The sequence below is a fragment of the Mycobacterium sp. IDR2000157661 genome (assembly GCF_022317005.1).
Lineage (GTDB): Bacteria > Actinomycetota > Actinomycetes > Mycobacteriales > Mycobacteriaceae > Mycobacterium.
Genome location: NZ_CP081006.1, coordinates 1112399 through 1129457, shown reverse-complemented (window position 1 = coordinate 1129457; position 17059 = coordinate 1112399). Strand labels below are relative to the sequence as shown.

Here is a 17059-nt window from a genome sequence, read left to right as displayed (position 1 = left end):
TCATCGCGGCCCTCGGCTCTTCGCGCAAGCGCTCATCGCGTTCCCACCACTGCGGTGATGTACTGGCTCCGGTCCAGCACCTGAGCCGCCGCGCGCTCGCTGTACGAGAAGATCGGCCCGGCCAATACGGTCAGCGCGAACGCCACAGCGACCAGTGCCGCCGTCGGAGCCAGCATTCCGATCGGCATCCGGCCGACGTGGTCCCGGTCGACGAACTTGATGTCGTGTGGTTCGTCGATCAGAGAAGCAGGCACCGCAGCCGACAGGTGGCCCTCGGGAGCGTCCGCGCGCGGACGCCAGAACGCATGGGTCCACACCCTGGCCACCACGTACAGCGTCAACAAGCTGGTCAGCACGGCACCACCGACCAGTACCCAGGCCAGCGCCGAGCCGTCCTGGGCGCCGGCCTCCAACAGGGCGACCTTGCCGATGAACCCCGAGAAAGGCGGAATCCCACCGAGATTGAGCGCAGGCACCACCCAGACGAAGGCCAGCAACGGACTGGCCGCCGCCAGCCCGCCCAGCCGCTGCATCGTCGACGCGCCGGCCTGCCGCTCGATCAGGCCGACCACCAGGAACAACGTCGTCTGCACCAGAATGTGGTGCACCACATAGAAGATCGCTCCGGACATGCCGAGCTCGCTGGCCAACGCGATGCCGAAGACCATGTAGCCGATGTGGCTCACCAGAGTGAACGACAGCAACCGCTTGATGTCGCTCTGCGCGATCGCGCCGAGAATGCCGACCAGCATGGTCAGCAACGCGGCGACCAGCAGCAGCGTGTTCAGCCCGCCGCCGGGGAACAGCAGGGCATGCGCGCGGATGATGGCGTAGACGCCGACTTTGGTGAGCAGTCCGGCGAACACGGCGGTCACCGGCGCCGGTGCGGTCGGGTAGGAGTCGGGCAGCCACGCCGAAAGGGGAAACACCGCCGCCTTGATGCCGAACGCCACCAGCAGCACGGCGAACAACGCGGTGCGGGTGCCATCGCTCACATCGTCTAGGCGCACCGCCACCTCCGCCATGTTCAGGGTCCCGGTGGCGGCGTAGACCAGAGCGATGCCCAACAAGAACACCAGCGACGACACCATCGACACCATGACGTAGGCGATGCCGGCCCGCACCCGGTCCCTGCTGGCCCCGATCGTCAGCAGCACGAAGCTCGCGGCCAACAAGACCTCGAAGCCGACGAAGAGGTTGAACAGGTCGCCGGCGAGAAAGGCCATGCAGACGCCGGCAGACAGCACCAGGTAGGTGGGCATGAAGATCGACACGGGTTGGCGCTCGTCGCCGTCCCTGATGCCCTGACCGATCGCATAGAACACGACCGCCAACAGCACGATCGACGACACCAGCAGCATCAGCGCCGACAGGCGATCCACCACCAGGGTGATGCCGAGCGGCCCCAGGCCGGGCACCGCCTGGCCCCATCCGCCGACGTAGACGACCAGCGTGCCGTCGCGGTCGGCGAGGTAGACCAACGCGCCGCACACCACCAGGACGGTGAACAGCACCACCAGCCCGATCAGGCGTTGCAGCCGCGGTCGCCGGCCGGCGATCAACGTCGCGGCCGCGCCGAGGGCGGGAAGCAGAACGGGGAGCGGCGTGAGCACCGCGCCCAGCGTCACTTCGACCCCTCGTATCCGGGCAGCGCGTCGAGCTCGTCGGGCAGCTCGGTGTCGCGCGAGGTGTCCGGACGCAGCTGTTCCTCCTCGTATGCCGACATGTCCTTGGCGGCCATCTCCGAGACCTTGGCGTCCTCCGGGTCGTCGCCCACCTCCTCCTCGGTGGTCAACCGGTACGTCCGGTAGGCCAAGGCGAGCACGAACGCCGCCACTCCCATGGTGATCACGATCGCGGTCAGTATCAGCGCCTGAACCAGCGGATCTGCCGTGAACGACCGGTCCTCGGTGGCGCGGCCCATGATGGGCGGATTGCCTGACGGGCCACCGGCGACGAGCAGCAGCAGGTTCACCGCGTTGCTGATCAGGAGCAGACCGAGCAGCATCCGGGTCAGCGTGCGCTCGAGCAGCAGGTATACCCCGGCGCTGATGAGTCCCCCGATCAGGACGAGTGGAACGATGTTGGTGGTCATCCGGCGTCCACCTGCTGCTTGGTCGACTGGGCGATCTCCTCGTCGACGCGGGCGCCGAGACTGCGCAGCACGTCGAGCACGAGGCCTACGACGATGAGGTAGACACCCAGGTCGAAGATCAGCGAGGTGACGAACTTGACCGTGCCGAGGACGGGCACGTCGAACTCGATCAGTGCCGACGACAGCACGGGCGCTCCGAAGAACAACGAGACCAGCGCGGTGCCCACCGACAGGCACAGCCCAGCCCCCAGGATCTTGCCTGCGTCCAGCGGCAGGGTCTCGCCGAGCTCGTACCGCCCACCGGCCAGGTATCGCAGCACCAGCGCCAGCCCTGCGGTCAACCCGCCGGCGAAACCGCCGCCGGGATTGTTGTGTCCGGCGAAGAAGAAGTAGGCCGACAGCACCATGATGAGGGGAAAGATGATCCGCGTGGCGACCTCGAGAAGGAGCGACCGGTGCCTTGGGTCACGCATTCCGCTGCCGCGCAGCCAGGTGACCTCGCTGGCCGCCGGATTCGAGGGCACCCCGATGTCTGGCTGACCGACGTCGGATATGCGCGGTGCCGCGCCGAATCGCCGGTGCCGGAACACCATTGACGCCACTCCGGTGGCCGCGACCACCAGCACCATGATCTCGCCCATCGTGTCCCAGGCGCGGATGTCGACCAGTAGCACGTTGACTGCGTTGGCACCGTGGCCGCCGAAGTAGGCGGCGTTGGGGATCAGGTCGGCGATCGGTGTTGCGGTGCGCGCGGCAACGGCGTAGACGGCCAGCGTGGTGACGGTCGCGCCGACGGCGATCGCGAGAACCGCCCTAGGCCACCGGTGGCGGCGGATCTGGGCGCGGTCGGCTTCGGCGGGCAGCGTGCGTAGCACCAGCACGAAGACGACCAGGGTCAGGGTCTCGACCAGGAACTGGGTGAGCGCGAGGTCCGGCGCGCCGTGCAGCGCGAAGATCGCGCCGACGCCGTAGCCCGTCACGCTGACAAGCAGAACGGCCGCCAAGCGGTTGCGCATCACCATCGCGCCGATCGCGGCAGCCAGGATGATGACGCCGATGATGACTTGCAGTGGTGAACTCCAGAGCCCGAAATCCGGACGGTCGCGTGCGCCAAGCGCGAGCACGATGACCGGCACGAGCACCAGCGTCGCCAGGATCACCGACTGGGTCGCCGGAATCGAACCCCGCTGCGTGACCGCGGTGAGCTCGACCGACCACAGGTCGAGCCGGCGCAGGAAGGCGTCGTACACCCGGTCGGCGTTGCCCAGTGGTTCGCGCACGGTGCGAATCCGGCGCAGCCGTTGGCGGTAGACGTAAGCGGCGACACCGGCGGCCAGCACCAGAGCCGATACCAGCAACGGCACCCCGAGCCCGTGCCACAAGGCGAGGTGGTAGTCCTGCCCGCCGGCGCGCACCGTGTCCGAGTACTGCTCGAGCACGTCGCCAAGACCTTTGGGCCACAGCCCGAACACCAAACCCGACGCGGAGAGTATTGCCGGCGCAATGAGGAATGCTGTTGTCGGACGATGCATCTCGGCTACCCGGGTGCTCGGTTCTGCGCGACCCTTGCGGCCGAACGCGCCGAACAGGAAGCGAAGGCTGTAGATCGTGGTGAAGACCGACCCGATCGCGATTCCGGCGAGCACGTACGGTGCGGCGCCGCCCAATGTCGGGCTGTACAGGACTGTCTCGTAGTCGGCCTCCTTGGCGACGAAGCCGAGGAACGGCGGCAGCGCCGCCATGCTGGCCGTCGCACCGACCGCGATGACCAGAAGCGGCTTCGCCCGGTCGCCGAGCCAGGCCAGCCGCCGGATGTCGCGCGTGCCGGTGACGTGGTCGATGATCCCGACCACCATGAACAGCGCCGCCTTGAACATGGCGTGCGCACACAGCATCGCCAGCCCCGCCAGCATCATGTCCTGACCACCTGTGCCGACCATCAGCGTGATCAGCCCGAGGTAGCTGACGGTGCCGAAGGCCAGGATCAACTTCAGGTCGTACTCGCGGACAGCGCGCCAGCCGGCGAGCAGCATGGTCAGCACCCCGAGGACGACGACTGTCGGGCGCCACGGCGCGACGTCGGCGAAGCCGGGGCTCATGCGCGCGATCAGGTAGACGCCCGCTTTCACCATCGCCGCTGCGTGCAGATAGGCGCTGACGGGGGTGGGGGCGGCCATGGCGCCGGGCAGCCAGAAGTGCATCGGCACGATCGCCGACTTCGACAACGCGCCCACCAGAACCAGGACAACGCCGACCGACGCGGCGATGTCCGTCGGCGGCGACGCGACGAGCTCGGACAACCGGTAGGTGCCTGCGTCGTTGGCCAGCACGATGATGCCGACCAGCATCGCCAGCCCGCCGAACGTCGTCACCAGCAGTGCCTGGGTGGCCGACCGGCGACTCGTCACACGCTCGGCGTAGTGGCCGACGAGCAGGAACGACAAGACGGTGGTGACTTCCCAGAACACGTAGAGGACCAGCATGTTGTCGGCGGTGACCAACCCGAACATCGCCCCGGAGAACGCGACGAGCTCGGCGGCGAAGCTGGGCAGCCGATTCTCTGTGCGGCCGTCATGGTGGTGGAAGTAGTCCGCGCAGTACAACAGCACGAGCGCGCCGATACCGAGCACCAGAACGCTCATCACCGCGGCGAGCGTGTCGAAGCGCAGCGTGATGTCCATCGACAGCTCGGGCACCCACTGCACGCTCGCCGTGGTCGAGCGGCCGGCGCTCGGCCAGTTCAGCACTACCCAGACGAGCGAGCCCAGCGGCACCAAGGACAAGGGGTAGAACGCCATTCGGCCCCACCGGTAAACGAACAGTGGCGCCAAGGCGGCAGCCGCCGCGTGCGCGAGCAGGATGGCGAGCAGGGCACTCCGATCGTCGAGCGGGTCGGCGATGAGCCGTCAGGCGAAGAGCATGTGTGGGTGTCAGCCTAGGGATGACGGGGTGGGGGCCAGTCTACTGAGGCGGCGGTGATCGACTCCCGGCCCTGATCGCGGCGCGTTACCGAAGCGCCGCTTTCTGCACCATGGCTGCGATCTGACGACGGCCGCCGCAGTGATGCGGTAGCGGTCGCGACGTGTAGCGCACCGGCAGCGCGTGGGCGAGCACGCCGATGCCTGCACCGAGGATCGGCCAGACCGGCCAGAAATACCACGCGCCGGCGGTGAGTCCGACGGCCAACCAGACGGTCAGCACGACGACGACCATCGTCAGGTACGCGGCCAGGTGGACCTGCACGCCGCGGCGGGCGGCGCGTGCCCGGGCCTCGCGGCGTCGCGGGTCGGTGCGCCGCAGCTGGTCGACGGGCAGGTCGGCGGTGAGGCCGTCCAGGTCGACTCGGGTCGGCGCGGTGAAAGCGGTCTGCAGCCGCGTCTCGTAGTCGGCCATGCCGAGGTAACCCCCGGCGAGCGCTTGGCCCAGCAGCGTGGCGGTGTCCTCCCGATCGGCATCGCCTGCGCGGACGGCGGGTGTGGTCGCGGGCATGGGAACCTCCCGAATCTTGGCAGTGACAAGTTCTGATGCCGACTATGCCTCGCGAACTAGTCACTGTCAAGATTAATGGATCAGCGTGCGTCGGAGAAGTTCCGCAGCGACTCCACCTGCACCGGGTCCAGCGACGGCCGCACGTTCTCGCGCGCGGTCGCGAGGTCGGCCGCCGTCACGTCGGCGGCCTCGATCGAGCGCCGCATCGCGGTCAGCGCAGCCTCGCGCAGCAACGCCACGCAGTCCGCGGCGCTGTAGCCCTCGAGATCGCCGGCCAGCGCGTCGAGGTCCACGTCGTCTGCGAGGGGGATCGACTTGCCTGCGGTGCGCAGGATGTCGCGGCGGGCCTGCGCGTCGGGCGGTTCGACGAACACCAGCTTCTCCAGCCGGCCGGGTCGCAGCAGCGCGGGGTCGATCAGGTCGGGCCTGTTCGTCGCGCCGAGAACCACCACATCGCGCAGTGGGTCGATGCCGTCGAGTTCGGTCAGCAGTGCCGCCACGACCCGATCGGTGACACCCGAGTCGAAGCTCTGACCACGCCGCGGCGCCAGCGCGTCGATCTCGTCGAGGAACACCAGCGACGGCGCCGAGTCGCGGGCCCGTCTGAACAACTCCCGCACCGCTCGCTCGCTCGAACCGACCCATTTGTCCAGCAGCTCAGCGCCCTTGACCGCGTGCACGGACAACCGGCCCGAGCTGGCCAGCGCCCGCACCACGAACGTCTTGCCGCAGCCGGGAGGCCCGAACAGCAGCACGCCGCGCGGCGGCGCCACCCCGAGGCGGGCGAAGGTGTCCGGATGCTGCAGCGGCCACAGCACGGCCTCGGTGAGCGCCTGCTTGGTGGCCGCCATGTCGCCGACATCGTCGAGGGTGACCGAGCCGACCGACACCTCCTCGGTGGCCGATCGCGACAGCGGGCGGATGACGGTCGTCGCCCCGAGCAGATCCTCCTGGGTCAACGCGGGTGGTTGACCGTCGGCGCTGGCCCGGGCAGCAGCCCGCAGCGCGGCCTCCCGCACCAGGGCCGCCAGGTCGGCGACGACGAATCCCGGTGTGCGCTGGGCGATCTCGTCCAAGTCGAGTTCCTTGGCCGGAACCTCGCGCAGTAGCACCTCCAAGAGCTGCTCGCGGATCGCGCCGTCGGGCAGGCTCAGGCCGAGCTCGCGATCGCACAGGTCGGGGGCGCGCAGTCGCGGGTCGACGTTGTCGGGCTGCTGCGACGTCGCGACGAATGCGACACCACCGGTGGTGACGGCGTTGCGCAGTTCGGTGAGGATGAGTGTGGCCACCGGCTCCGGCGGCCTGTCCTGGCCTCCCGGCAGGAGCGCGTCGATGTCGGTGATCAGCAGTACCCCGCCGCCGTCCCGGACGGTGGCCACCGCCGACGCCACGCTGCCGAGCCGGTCCTCGGCCCGCAGCGAGCCGACCTCCGGACCGTCGAGCTCGACCAGGCGCCGGTCGGCGCACACCGCGCGCACCAGCGCGGCCTTGCCCACCCCGGGGGGTCCGGACACCAGCACGCCGAGATTGGCTGTGGCACCGAGTGTTTCGAGCAGCTCCGGCTGATCGAGCGCGAGCTTGAGCCACTCGGCGAGCCGCTGCGCCTCGGCCTGGGCGCCCTTGAGGTCGTCGACGCTGAGTGCCGCCGCCCGCGGCTTGTCCGGCGCGGTGACGACGGCATGGCCCGTCCCGGTGCTCGGGCTCGCCGCGACACCGCTACCCCATGACACAGACGAATTGGGTTGCACGCTCACCGGTCCCGTCGGATCGGTGCCGGTCACGGTCAGCAGCTCCGATGTCCACGTGATGCCCACCGAGGAGGCCAGTGCCGCGGCGGCCCGCGACGCCGGGATGTCGGGCCCCAACTCCCGGGGCAGCAGCGACACGGTGTCACCCACCGTCATCACCTTGCCCAGCAGCGCTTGGCGCAGCGTCGCAGGCGAGATCGACTGGGTCGCCAGCTTGGAACCCGACAGGCTCACCGATCGTGCTCCGTACACCGTGACGGGTGCGACGAGCACGGTGGTGTCTTCGCGCAGGCCTGCGTTCGACAGGGTCACGTCGTCGAGCAGTGCCGTTCCCGCAGGGGTGCCCGCGGGCGCATGGCCGACCACCGCGGCGGTGGTGCGTGAACCCGTCAACGACACCGCATCCCACTCCCGGATGCCGAGCGCGGCGATCGCTTCGGGATGCAGGCGGACCACGCCGCGGCGCGAGTCCAGCGCGGAGGTGTTCAGACGGGCGGTCAGGGTCAGCTGGGGGCGCGGTGCCGGCCGGTCGGCCTGCAGTTCGGTCACCTATCCGATCCCGGTCTGCGCAATCCGAGCCGAGCCATCGAGCGGCGGTGCGGTTGCGCCCGGCGGATCGCCCGCCGCACCGCACGTTGTTGGCGTGGCTTGTCGTTCCACACCTCCGGATGTGCTGCCAGGAACCGGCGGGTGCGGATCGCGAACGGGATGTGGATGACGTAGGCCGCAATGATGAGCAGGATCACGACATAGCCGTAGAGGATCGCCGCGGCGACGCCGATCGCCAGTAATGCCAGTAGCGGCGCCACCATGTTCTGCGAGACCGAGAAGGTGTGGATCTTGCGCATCGGGATGGTGCTGACCACCAGCAGCGAAACGCCGACCATCCAGACGACGACGGCGATCTCCGAGGTCCACCACCCCTCGCCGAACTGCATCTTGGCCGCCAGCGGTCCGATGGCGCCGATCGCGCCCGCGGGCGCGGGCATGCCGACGAAGTACTCCTTCTCGTAGGCGGGCCGGTCCATGTCGAGCATCGCGTTGAACCGGGCCAGGCGAAGCACGATGCACACCGCGTACAACAGCACCACGATCCAGCCCACGCGCGACTGTGACAGCAGGGTGCCGTAGACGATGAAAGCCGGTGCGACGCCGAAGTTCACCGCGTCGGCCAGCGAGTCGATCTCCTCGCCCATCCGTGAGGTGGCGTTCAGCACGCGCGCGATGCGGCCGTCGAGGGCGTCGAGGATCGCGGCGATCGCCAGGAACGCCATCGCCTCGGTGGGCCGGTTGTCCAGCGCCATCTTCACCGCCGACAGCCCCAGACAGATCGCCGCGACCGTCATCGCGCTGGGCAGGATCTTCAGGCTGACGACAGAACTCTTGATGCGCGGTTTGATCATGCCGGAGCCGCTCTGCCGGCGACATCGGACCCGAGCTCGGCCAACACCGTCTCGCCCGCGAGCGCCCGCTGACCCGTGCTCACCATGATGTTCGAGCCCGCAGGCAGGTATGTGTCAAGCCGCGAGCCGTACCGGATCAGGCCGTACGTCTGCCCCATCTCCAGCTTGTCGCCCACCCGGGCCTCGCACACGATGCGGCGGGCGACCAGGCCGGCGATCTGCACGGCGATCACCTCGACACCGTCACCGGAGCGGATCAGCACGCTGTTGCGTTCGTTGTCCTCGCTGGCCGCTTCGAGTTCGGCCGAACCGAATTTTCCGGGCCGGTGCACGACCGAGATCACCTCGCCGCCGATCGGCGCGCGCTGCACGTGCGCGTCGAACACCGACAGGAAGATGCTGATGCGCGGGCGCGCGGTGGCGCCGAGGCCGAGTTCGGCAGGCGGCGCGACCTCCTCGATGAGGCAGATCAACCCGTCGGCGGGGGCGACGACGAGGCCCGGCCGGGTGGGTGACACCCGGGGCGGATGCCGGAAGAACGCCGCGTTGACGGCCGCCGACGTCAGGCCGGCGCGGCGCAACCAGCTGCTCTTGTACCCCAGCGCCGCGACGGCGACGCTGGCGCCGACGAACGGCAGGCCGGCGGGGTGCATCGGGGGGATGGTGGTCCGGGCCAGCGCCACGAGCCGCGCGGGGCCGGATCTGAGGTCGGGGCGTCTGGCCATCGTGTGGCGATTCTACGGACCCGGGGTGGCCGCTATGTCAGGTCCCAGACGTCGACCCGCGAGCCGGCAGGCAGGGCGTCGACGTCCTCGGCGATCTCCAACAGACAATTCGCCGATGCCAACCAGCGCAGATGGTGCGAGGCGGGCGGGCCGTAGCTGGTGACGGTGTCGCCGTCGAGCACACCGCGGCGGAACTGCCGCTTGCCCCGCGGCGAGGTGAGGTCCTCGGTGAGCACCGCGCTGCGCCGGGGACGCTCCGGGTTCGGCAGGCCCATCGCGGCGCGCAGCGGAGCGCGGATGAACACCTCGAACGAGACCAGCGCGCTGACCGGGTTGCCGGGCAGCGTGATGATCGGCGTGCTTCTGCCCGATGTCCCGGGCCCGCCCGCTCCGGCCACGGTTCCCGCTCCCTGCGGCATGCCCGGTTGCATCGCCACCTTGACGAAGTCCACCGACCCGCCGATGCCGGATGTCGCCGACGGCCCGGCTCCGAGGGCGTCCTTGACCACCTCGTAGGCGCCCGCGCTGACGCCGCCCGTCGTCACGATCAGGTCCGCCCTGGCTTGGTCCGAGCCGACATGGCGGGCCAGCGCGTCGCGGAACGAGGCGACGTCATCGCCGGTCATCACCGAGGTCATCACGTCGGCTCCGGCATCGCGCATCGCCGCCACCAGCATGACCGCGTTGGACTCGTAGATCTGTCCGGGTTGCAGGGGCGTGCCGGGCGCCACGAGTTCGGTACCGGTGGACATCACAAGCACCCGCTGGCGGGGGATCACCGGCAGTTCGCCCAGACCCAGCGCGGCCGCCAGGCCCAGCGCCGCCGGGGTGAGGACCTGACCCGCCCGAAGCACCGTGTTACCCGCCGCGACGTCTTCACCGGCGCGGCGGATGTGCTGACCGGGCCTGGCGCCTGCGCGGATCTCGACGGTGTCGGTGGCCGCGTTCGTCGCCTCCACCGGCACCACCGCCGTCGCGCCCGACGGCAGCATCGCGCCCGTCATGATGCGGTGCGCGGTGCCGGGTTCCAGGGTCAGCAGATCGGTGCGGCCCGCCGGGATGTCCTCGGCGACCGGCAGCAGCACCGGGCGCTCGGGCGTCGCGGCTTCGACATCGTCGGCGAGCACGGCATAGCCGTCCATGGCCGAGTTGTCGAAGCCCGGCAGCGACAGCGGTGCGACGACGTCGTCGGCCAACACGAGGCCCAGGGCGTCGGCGATCGGCACGCTGACCGGTGCCCGGCGGTGCAGCAGCGCGGCGACGACCCGCTGGTGCTCCTCGACAGTTCGCATCAGACGGGGAAGGTGACGCCGGTCAGCTCCTCGGACATGGTCCACAGGCGACGCGCGATGTCCTCGTCGCGCGACTGTGCGCTCGAGGCAACGACTTTCGGATGGCCCTTGACCTCCCCGAGGCCGTCGGGTCCGTAGTACTGGCCGCCCTGCGCACCGGGATCGGTGGCGGCACGCAACGTCGGCAGCGCGCCCATCGAGGCGGGCTGGGTGGCCACCTTCCAGACGATGTCGGGGATGAAGCCCGGCAGGTACCGCATCAGTTCGGTGTCGGAGAAGCCCGGGTGCGCGGCGAGGGCGACGGTCGATGCGCCCTTGAGCTCGAGGCGCCGCTGCAGTTCGTAGGTGAACAGCAGGTTGGCCAGCTTCGACTGGCCGTAGGCCCGCACCCGCTGGTAACCGTCCTCGAAGTGCGGGTCCTCGAAGCGGATGCGGGCGAGGAGGCGATGGCCGACGCTGCTGACGGTGACGATGCGCGAGCCCTCGATCGACAGCAGGTGGTCGAGCAGCAGGCCGGTCAGCGCGAAGTGGCCGAGGTGGTTGGTGCCGAACTGCATCTCGAAGCCGTCTGCGGTGGTCTCGCGCTTCGGCACGTACATCACGCCCGCGTTGTTGATCAGCAGGTCGATGCGCGGGTGCGCGGCCCGCAGCTCGTCGGCGGCCGCCCGGACGCTCGCCAGCGACGACAGGTCCAGCCGTTGCAGCGTGACGACGGCGTTCGGCGTCGTCTTCTTGATGCGGTCGACGGCTTCATCGCCCTTGTCGGGGTTGCGCACCGCCAGCACGACGTGTGCGCCCTTCTCGGCAAGGGCGGCCGCGGTGTCGTAGCCGAGGCCGCTGTTCGCTCCGGTGACGATGGCGGTCCGGCCGGACTGGTCCGGGATGTCGGCCGCGGTCCATTTGCTGCCCATGCTGATCAACATACTCAGCGGACGACGCCGCCGCGGTTACCTACGCTGGACGGCGATCGGGAGGTTCGATGACCAGTGCGGTGACCACACTCGCGGAGCCCGCCAACAGTCCGAGCCGCAAAGCGCCGCTGGTGTGGGCGATCAGCGCGGCCATTCCATGGTTGGCGCTGGCGGTGGGTCAACTGGTGTGGTTCGTCGTGGACCGCCGGATGCCGTGGGTGAACGGACTGGCGGCGCTGGCCACCGTGTTGGGCATCGCGTTGTTCGTCTTCGTGGTGCCCTGGTGGCGCTACCGGGTGCACCGGTGGGACATCGACCCGAAAGCCGTCTACACCCGCGAGGGCTGGTTGACCCAGGAGCGCCGCATCGCGCCGATCTCGCGGGTGCAGACCGTCGACACCGAACGCGGACCGCTGGATCGGTTGTTCGGGCTGGCCACGGTCACCGTGACGACGGCGTCGTCGGCGGGCGCGGTGCGGATCTCGGCGCTCGACGCCGACGTCGCCGACCGGATCGTCGCCCACCTGACCGACAACGCGGCCATCGGGGGTGAGGACGCGACGTGACCGCCGTGGTACCACCGGCGCAAGCCGACGGCTGGAGCCGGCTCAGCGCGCGGATGCTGCTGGTGCAACCGGTGCACGAGGTGCTGCGGCAGATCCCGGTCATCGTCGGCACGCTGGTGCTGGGCGCGGCCACCGGCAACCCGTTGGTGGCGGTGGCAGCGCTCGCGGTGACGGTGGCGGTCGGGTTGGCACGCTGGTTCACCACCAGTTACCGGATCGGGCCTGCGGACGTCCAGATGCGCACCGGGTTGTTGCAGCGCAAGGTTCTCTCGCTGCCGCGCAACAGGATTCGATCGGTGTCAACCGATGCCCGGCTGCTGCACCGGCTGCTCGGGCTGACCGTGCTGCGGGTCAGCACCGGTCAGGAGGCCAGGGCCGATGCCGCGTTCGCACTCGACGGCGTGCCTGCCGATCAGGTGCCGCATCTGCGGGCGGTCCTGCTGGCCGGATCGCTGGCCGTCGACGAGACCGAGCCTGCCACCGCCGGCCGGGTACTGGCCCGCTGGCGGCCGTCGTGGCTGCGCTACAGCGCGCTGAGCTTCACCGGACTGGCGATGATCGCCGCGGCGGTCGGGCTGCTATACCAGGTGGGAGGCGGTGTGGCGCTGCGCGATTCGCCGCTGGCCGAGTCCGGTGTGGATACCGTCGAGCGGATCGGTGTGGCCGCGAGCGTGGCACTGGCCGCTGTCGTGCTGGTGCTGGCGTCGGCGCTGCTTTCGGTCCTGCAGTCCCTGCTGACCTACGGGAACTTGGACCTGCGCCGCGATTTCGACGTACTGCATCTGCGGCACGGCCTGGTCCGGGTACGCGAGCACACCTATGACATGCGCCGGTTGCGGGGCGGCACGCTGCGAGAACCGCTGCTGGTTAGGTTGTTCGGTGGTGCCCGCCTGGATGCGGTGATGACCGGCGTGGCAGGCGCGGGCGAGGCCTCGGTGTTGCTGCCGCCGTGCCCCAAGTCCACGGCCGAGGCGGTGCTGAGCGATCTCATCGACCAGCCCGACGCGGTCAGCGGACCGGTGCGCGGGCACGGCGCGGCCGCCACCCGCCGACGCTGGGTCAGGGCGCTGGCCGTTCCCGTGCTCGCAGTGGTGCCGTTGGCGCTCGGGTCGGTGCCGGCGTGGGCGTGGGCGGGCTGGGTGGTTGTCACGCTGTGCTGTGCGCTGCTGGCCGCCGACCGCGCACGCTCGCTCGGCCACCGCGTCCTGGACGGGTGGCTGGTCACCCGGACCGGCAGCCTGCAGCGCAGGCGCGACTGCATCGCGGGCACCGGCATCATCGGATGGACGGTGCGCCAGACGCTGATGCAGCGCCGGGCCGGGGTCGCGACGCTGATCGCGGCGACGGCCGCAGGGGTCAAGCGCTATCAGGTGATCGACGTACCGGCCGAGCTGGCCTGGTCGATCGCGGCCGACGCGTCACCCTGGGTGGGCGACACCCGGTGGGCGTCCGACTTGCGCTGACCCGATTGCGGTTTACTGTCAGGCCATGGCCGTCGGCGGGGTGCTCTTCGACATCGATGGCGTGCTGGTGACGTCGTGGCGGCCAATCGCGGGCGCCGCGGACACCGTGCGGGCGTTGGCCGACAACCAGATCGCGTGCTCGTACCTCACCAACACGACGACGCGCACGCGGGTGCAGATCTCCGAACTGCTGACCGGGGCCGGAATGCAGGTGCACCCCGAAGAAGTCATCACCGCGGCCGTGCTGACCGCCGAATACGTCCGCGACCGCTATCCCGACGCCCGCTGTTTCCTGGTCAACAGCGGGCAGATCGCGGAGGACATGCCCGGCATCGACATCGTGTACTCCAGTGAGTTCACCGGGCCGCAGGCTCCCGAGACCCCGGACGTGGTGCTGCTGGGCGGCGCCGGCCGCGAGTACAGCCACCTGACCCTGTCCTGGGTGTACGACTGGATGGCCCAGGGTGTGCCCGTGGTGGCGATGCACCGCAGCACCGCGTGGACGACGACCGACGGGTTGCGCATCGACACAGGCATGTACCTGATCGGCATGGAGGAGACGTCGGGGCGCAAGGCCACGGCCGTCGGCAAGCCCGCGCCCGAGGGGTTCGTCGCGGCGGCGGGCCGGCTCGGCGTGGAGCCCGACGAGATGTACATGGTGGGTGACGATCTCAACAACGACGTGTTGGCCGCCCAGGTGGTCGGCATGACCGGCGTGCTGGTCCGGACCGGCAAGTTCCGGCAGGACACGTTGGACCGTTGGGCCGCAGACGAGTTCGCGATGCAGCCCAATCACGTGATCGAGTCGGTGGCCGATCTGCCGGAGCTGCTCGGGCTGTAGCGGTGACCATGTGGCAGCGGGTGCAGCAGATGTTGCTGCGGCGGGGGATCAACACCTGGCTCGAGCTGGTGCTGTGGCTCGCGCTGTTCTACACCATCGTCGGCGTGGGTTACGCGAGCCTGCACATCGAGCTCATGGTCCAGCTGGAACACGCGCTGAGCGACGAGTTCTCGGTGTTCGCCAACATCGCCTCGCTGGTCCTGACGGTGGCCCTGTGGCCGGTGCTGCTGGGTACCTCGCTGCTGTGCGGGGTGGCCGGCTGCGGCGTGTTCTAGTGGTGAGCTCCGATGACTTTTGGCGATCGCCCGGGTCTGCCGTGACATGAACTCAGAGACCGTACAGACCAGCATCACTGTCAACGCCGCCATGGAGACCGTGTTCGACGTGCTCGCCGACCCGACCCAGCACGCCGGAATCGACGGCACCGGGTGGGTGCGGGAGTCGCTGGACGGCATGCCTCTCACCGAGGTCGGTCAGATCTTCCGCATCGAGATGTATCACGACAACCATCCGAACAAGGTCTACGACATGTCCAACCGCGTCGAGGTGTTCGACCGACCGCGAGCGATCGCGTGGCAACCGGGGCAGGGCCCCGACGACCGCGGGAACCTGATGCCCGACGCTGACCTGGAGTTCGGCGGGTGGATCTGGCGCTACGACCTCGAACCCGGCGGACCCGGACAGACGAAAGTCACGCTGACCTACGACTGGTCGCGGGTGCCGTCGTCGCAGCGTCAGCACATCGAGTTCCCGCCGTTTGCGATGTCGCACCTGGAGAACTCGCTGCAGCACCTGGCCGAACTGGCGCAGCGCGGCGGCTAGGCCTGCAGGGTGCGGACCGCCTCGATGCGTTCCCGTAGCTGATCGGTGGTGGCCGCGGCGACCGGTGGGCCGCCGCAGATCCGGCGCAGTTCGTTGTGAATCCAGCCGTGCGGCTTGCCCGTGCGGTGATGGGCGATGGACACCAGCGTGTTGAGCTCACGCCGCAGCTCGCGCAGCTGGCCGTGTGTCGACACCCGCGGCACCTCGCCGGACGCGGTGCGCCGGGTCAGTTGTTCTTCCTGCCTGCGCCGCAACAGATCCCGCATCTGTGCGGCGTCCAGGAGACCGGGAATGCCGAGGTAGTCGGCTTCGTCCTCGCTGCCCACCGCGGCGGCGGTGCCGAACGAGGAGCCGTCGAAGATCACCTGGTCGAGCTCGGCGTCGGCGCCCAGCATCTCGAAGCCCTTGTCGAGGGCGTCGCCCTCGTTGTTCTCCTTGTTGGCCTCGGCGAGGAGGTCGTCGTCCCATTCACCCGGCGACTCACGGTGCGGCTTGCCCAGCACGTGGTCGCGTTGGGACTCCATCTCGCTGGCGAGGTCGAGCAACGAGGGCACCGAGGGCAGGAAGATGCTCGCGGTCTCGCCGGGCCGACGCGACCGGACGTACCGGCCGATCGCCTGGGCGAAGAACAGCGGGGTCGATGCGCTGGTCGCGTACACGCCGACCGCGAGCCGAGGCACGTCGACGCCCTCGGACACCATGCGCACCGCGACCAGCCAGCGGCCGGTGCCCGCGGCGTAGTCGGCGATGCGTTCCGAGGACCCCGGGTCGTCGGAGAGCACAACCGTCGGTTCCTCATCGGTCAGCGCGGCGAGCGCCGTCGCGTAGGCGCGCGCCGCCTTCTGATCCGAGGCGATCACCATCGCGCCGGCGTCGGGCATGCCGCCGTTGCGCAACTGGGTGAGGCGGGTGTCGGCGGCCTGCAGCACGGCCGGGATCCACTCGCCCTCGGGGTTCAACACGGTGCGCCACGCCCGCGCGGTCTGCTCGGCGTTGAGCGGTTCGCCCAATCGCGCGGCGTACTCCTCCCCGGCGCTGGTGCGCCAGCGGGCCTCCCCGGAATAAGCCATGAACACCACCGGCCGCACCACCCCGTCGGCCAGCGCGTCGGCGTAGCCGTATACGTGGTCGGCGCGCGAGCGTTGCAGGCCGTCCGCGTCGGGTTCGTAGGTGACGAAAGGGATGGGGCTGTCGTCGCTGCGGAACGGCGTGCCGGTCAACGACAGCCGGCGGGTGGCGTCGCTGAACGCCTCGCGCATCGAGTCGCCCCAACTCTTCGCGTCGCCGCCGTGATGGATCTCGTCGAAGACGACCAGCGTGCGGTAGTTCTCGGTGCGTACCCGGTGGCGGGTCGGGTGGCTGGCCACCTGGGCGTAGGTGACGACGACGCCGTGGTACTCCGAGGAGGTGTGGGCCGCGCTGTTGGAGAACTTCGGGTCGAGCGCGATGCCGAAGCGGGCGGCGGCCAGCGCCCACTGGATCTTGAGGTGCTCGGTGGGTACGACGACGGTGAGGCGCTCGACCGTACCGTCGGCCAGCAGCTCACCGGCAACGCGCAGGGCAAATGCCGTCTTGCCCGCACCCGGGGTGGCCACGGCCAAGAAATCGCGTGGTTTGGCGCCAAGATACCGCACCAATGCCCGACGCTGCCAGCCCCGCAAAGCCTGGGTGCCGGGCGCTGCCTCTGCCCGCACCCAAAGACTC

15 protein-coding genes are annotated in these 17059 nt (G+C 69.6%); 5 read left to right on the top strand and 10 right to left on the bottom strand.

The window, feature by feature from the left end; genetic code table 11:
- Positions 1-32: 32 nt before the first annotated feature.
- The 9 genes from K3G64_RS06415 to K3G64_RS06375 form a co-directional block, all read right to left on the bottom strand.
- Positions 33-1628 (bottom strand): Na+/H+ antiporter subunit D, encoded by a 1596-nt coding sequence (locus tag K3G64_RS06415; protein WP_238889781.1) that lies wholly within the window; start codon positions 1626-1628, stop codon positions 33-35.
- Complete coding sequence (locus K3G64_RS06410) at positions 1625-2095, bottom strand: Na(+)/H(+) antiporter subunit C (RefSeq protein ID WP_238889779.1); 471 nt, start codon at positions 2093-2095, stop codon at positions 1625-1627. The genes K3G64_RS06415 and K3G64_RS06410 overlap by 4 nt, the downstream gene beginning before the upstream one ends.
- The gene (locus tag K3G64_RS06405; protein WP_238950464.1) at positions 2092-4965 is read right to left on the bottom strand and encodes a Na+/H+ antiporter subunit A; all 2874 of its coding nucleotides are present in this window, start codon (positions 4963-4965) and stop codon (positions 2092-2094) included. The genes K3G64_RS06410 and K3G64_RS06405 overlap by 4 nt, the downstream gene beginning before the upstream one ends.
- Before the next feature lie 136 nt (positions 4966-5101).
- On the bottom strand, positions 5102-5584 hold the full coding sequence (locus K3G64_RS06400; protein ID WP_238889777.1) for a DUF1707 domain-containing protein: 483 nt from the start codon (positions 5582-5584) through the stop codon (positions 5102-5104).
- An 80-nt stretch (positions 5585-5664) separates the two neighbouring features.
- Entirely contained in the window at positions 5665-7872 is a 2208-nt protein-coding gene (locus K3G64_RS06395; protein WP_238950462.1) for an AAA family ATPase, read from the bottom strand.
- Positions 7873-7877: 5 nt separating this feature from the next.
- The gene (gene pssA / locus K3G64_RS06390) at positions 7878-8735 is read right to left on the bottom strand and encodes a CDP-diacylglycerol--serine O-phosphatidyltransferase (RefSeq protein WP_238889776.1); all 858 of its coding nucleotides are present in this window, start codon (positions 8733-8735) and stop codon (positions 7878-7880) included.
- The gene (locus K3G64_RS06385; RefSeq protein WP_238889774.1) at positions 8732-9460 is read right to left on the bottom strand and encodes a phosphatidylserine decarboxylase; all 729 of its coding nucleotides are present in this window, start codon (positions 9458-9460) and stop codon (positions 8732-8734) included. Before K3G64_RS06385 ends, pssA begins: the two co-directional genes overlap by 4 nt.
- A 32-nt stretch (positions 9461-9492) precedes the next feature.
- Complete coding sequence (gene moeA, locus K3G64_RS06380; RefSeq protein ID WP_238889772.1) at positions 9493-10752, bottom strand: molybdopterin molybdotransferase MoeA; 1260 nt, start codon at positions 10750-10752, stop codon at positions 9493-9495.
- Positions 10752-11663, bottom strand: a complete 912-nt coding sequence (locus K3G64_RS06375) for an SDR family NAD(P)-dependent oxidoreductase (RefSeq protein ID WP_238889771.1) — start codon at positions 11661-11663, stop codon at positions 10752-10754. Before K3G64_RS06375 ends, moeA begins: the two co-directional genes overlap by 1 nt.
- A 68-nt stretch (positions 11664-11731) precedes the next feature.
- Here K3G64_RS06375 and K3G64_RS06370 point away from each other — a divergent pair, with 68 nt between their 5' ends.
- Genes K3G64_RS06370 through K3G64_RS06350 form a run of 5 tightly spaced genes read left to right on the top strand, consistent with a single transcriptional unit; the run spans position 11732 to position 15355 of the window.
- Positions 11732-12229 carry a PH domain-containing protein gene (locus tag K3G64_RS06370; RefSeq protein ID WP_238889770.1) on the top strand — a complete coding sequence of 166 codons (498 nt, stop codon included), beginning with the start codon at positions 11732-11734 and terminating at the stop codon, positions 12227-12229.
- Between the two features lie 53 nt (positions 12230-12282).
- Positions 12283-13692 (top strand): PH domain-containing protein, encoded by a 1410-nt coding sequence (locus tag K3G64_RS06365; RefSeq protein WP_238950460.1) that lies wholly within the window; start codon positions 12283-12285, stop codon positions 13690-13692.
- A 25-nt stretch (positions 13693-13717) separates the two neighbouring features.
- Positions 13718-14533, top strand: coding sequence for an HAD-IIA family hydrolase (locus K3G64_RS06360; RefSeq protein ID WP_238889769.1), 816 nt, complete (start codon positions 13718-13720; stop codon positions 14531-14533).
- Between the two features lie 2 nt (positions 14534-14535).
- Complete coding sequence (locus K3G64_RS06355) at positions 14536-14808, top strand: addiction module protein (RefSeq protein ID WP_370647111.1); 273 nt, start codon at positions 14536-14538, stop codon at positions 14806-14808.
- Between the two features lie 46 nt (positions 14809-14854).
- Complete coding sequence (locus tag K3G64_RS06350) at positions 14855-15355, top strand: SRPBCC family protein (RefSeq protein ID WP_238889768.1); 501 nt, start codon at positions 14855-14857, stop codon at positions 15353-15355.
- Here the strand turns inward: K3G64_RS06350 and K3G64_RS06345 are convergent.
- A complete protein-coding gene (locus K3G64_RS06345) occupies positions 15352-17049 on the bottom strand; it encodes a DEAD/DEAH box helicase (protein WP_238889767.1) in 1698 nt (565 codons plus the stop codon). The two genes, K3G64_RS06350 and K3G64_RS06345, sit on opposite strands and share 4 nt — an antisense overlap.
- Positions 17050-17059 lie beyond the last annotated feature (10 nt).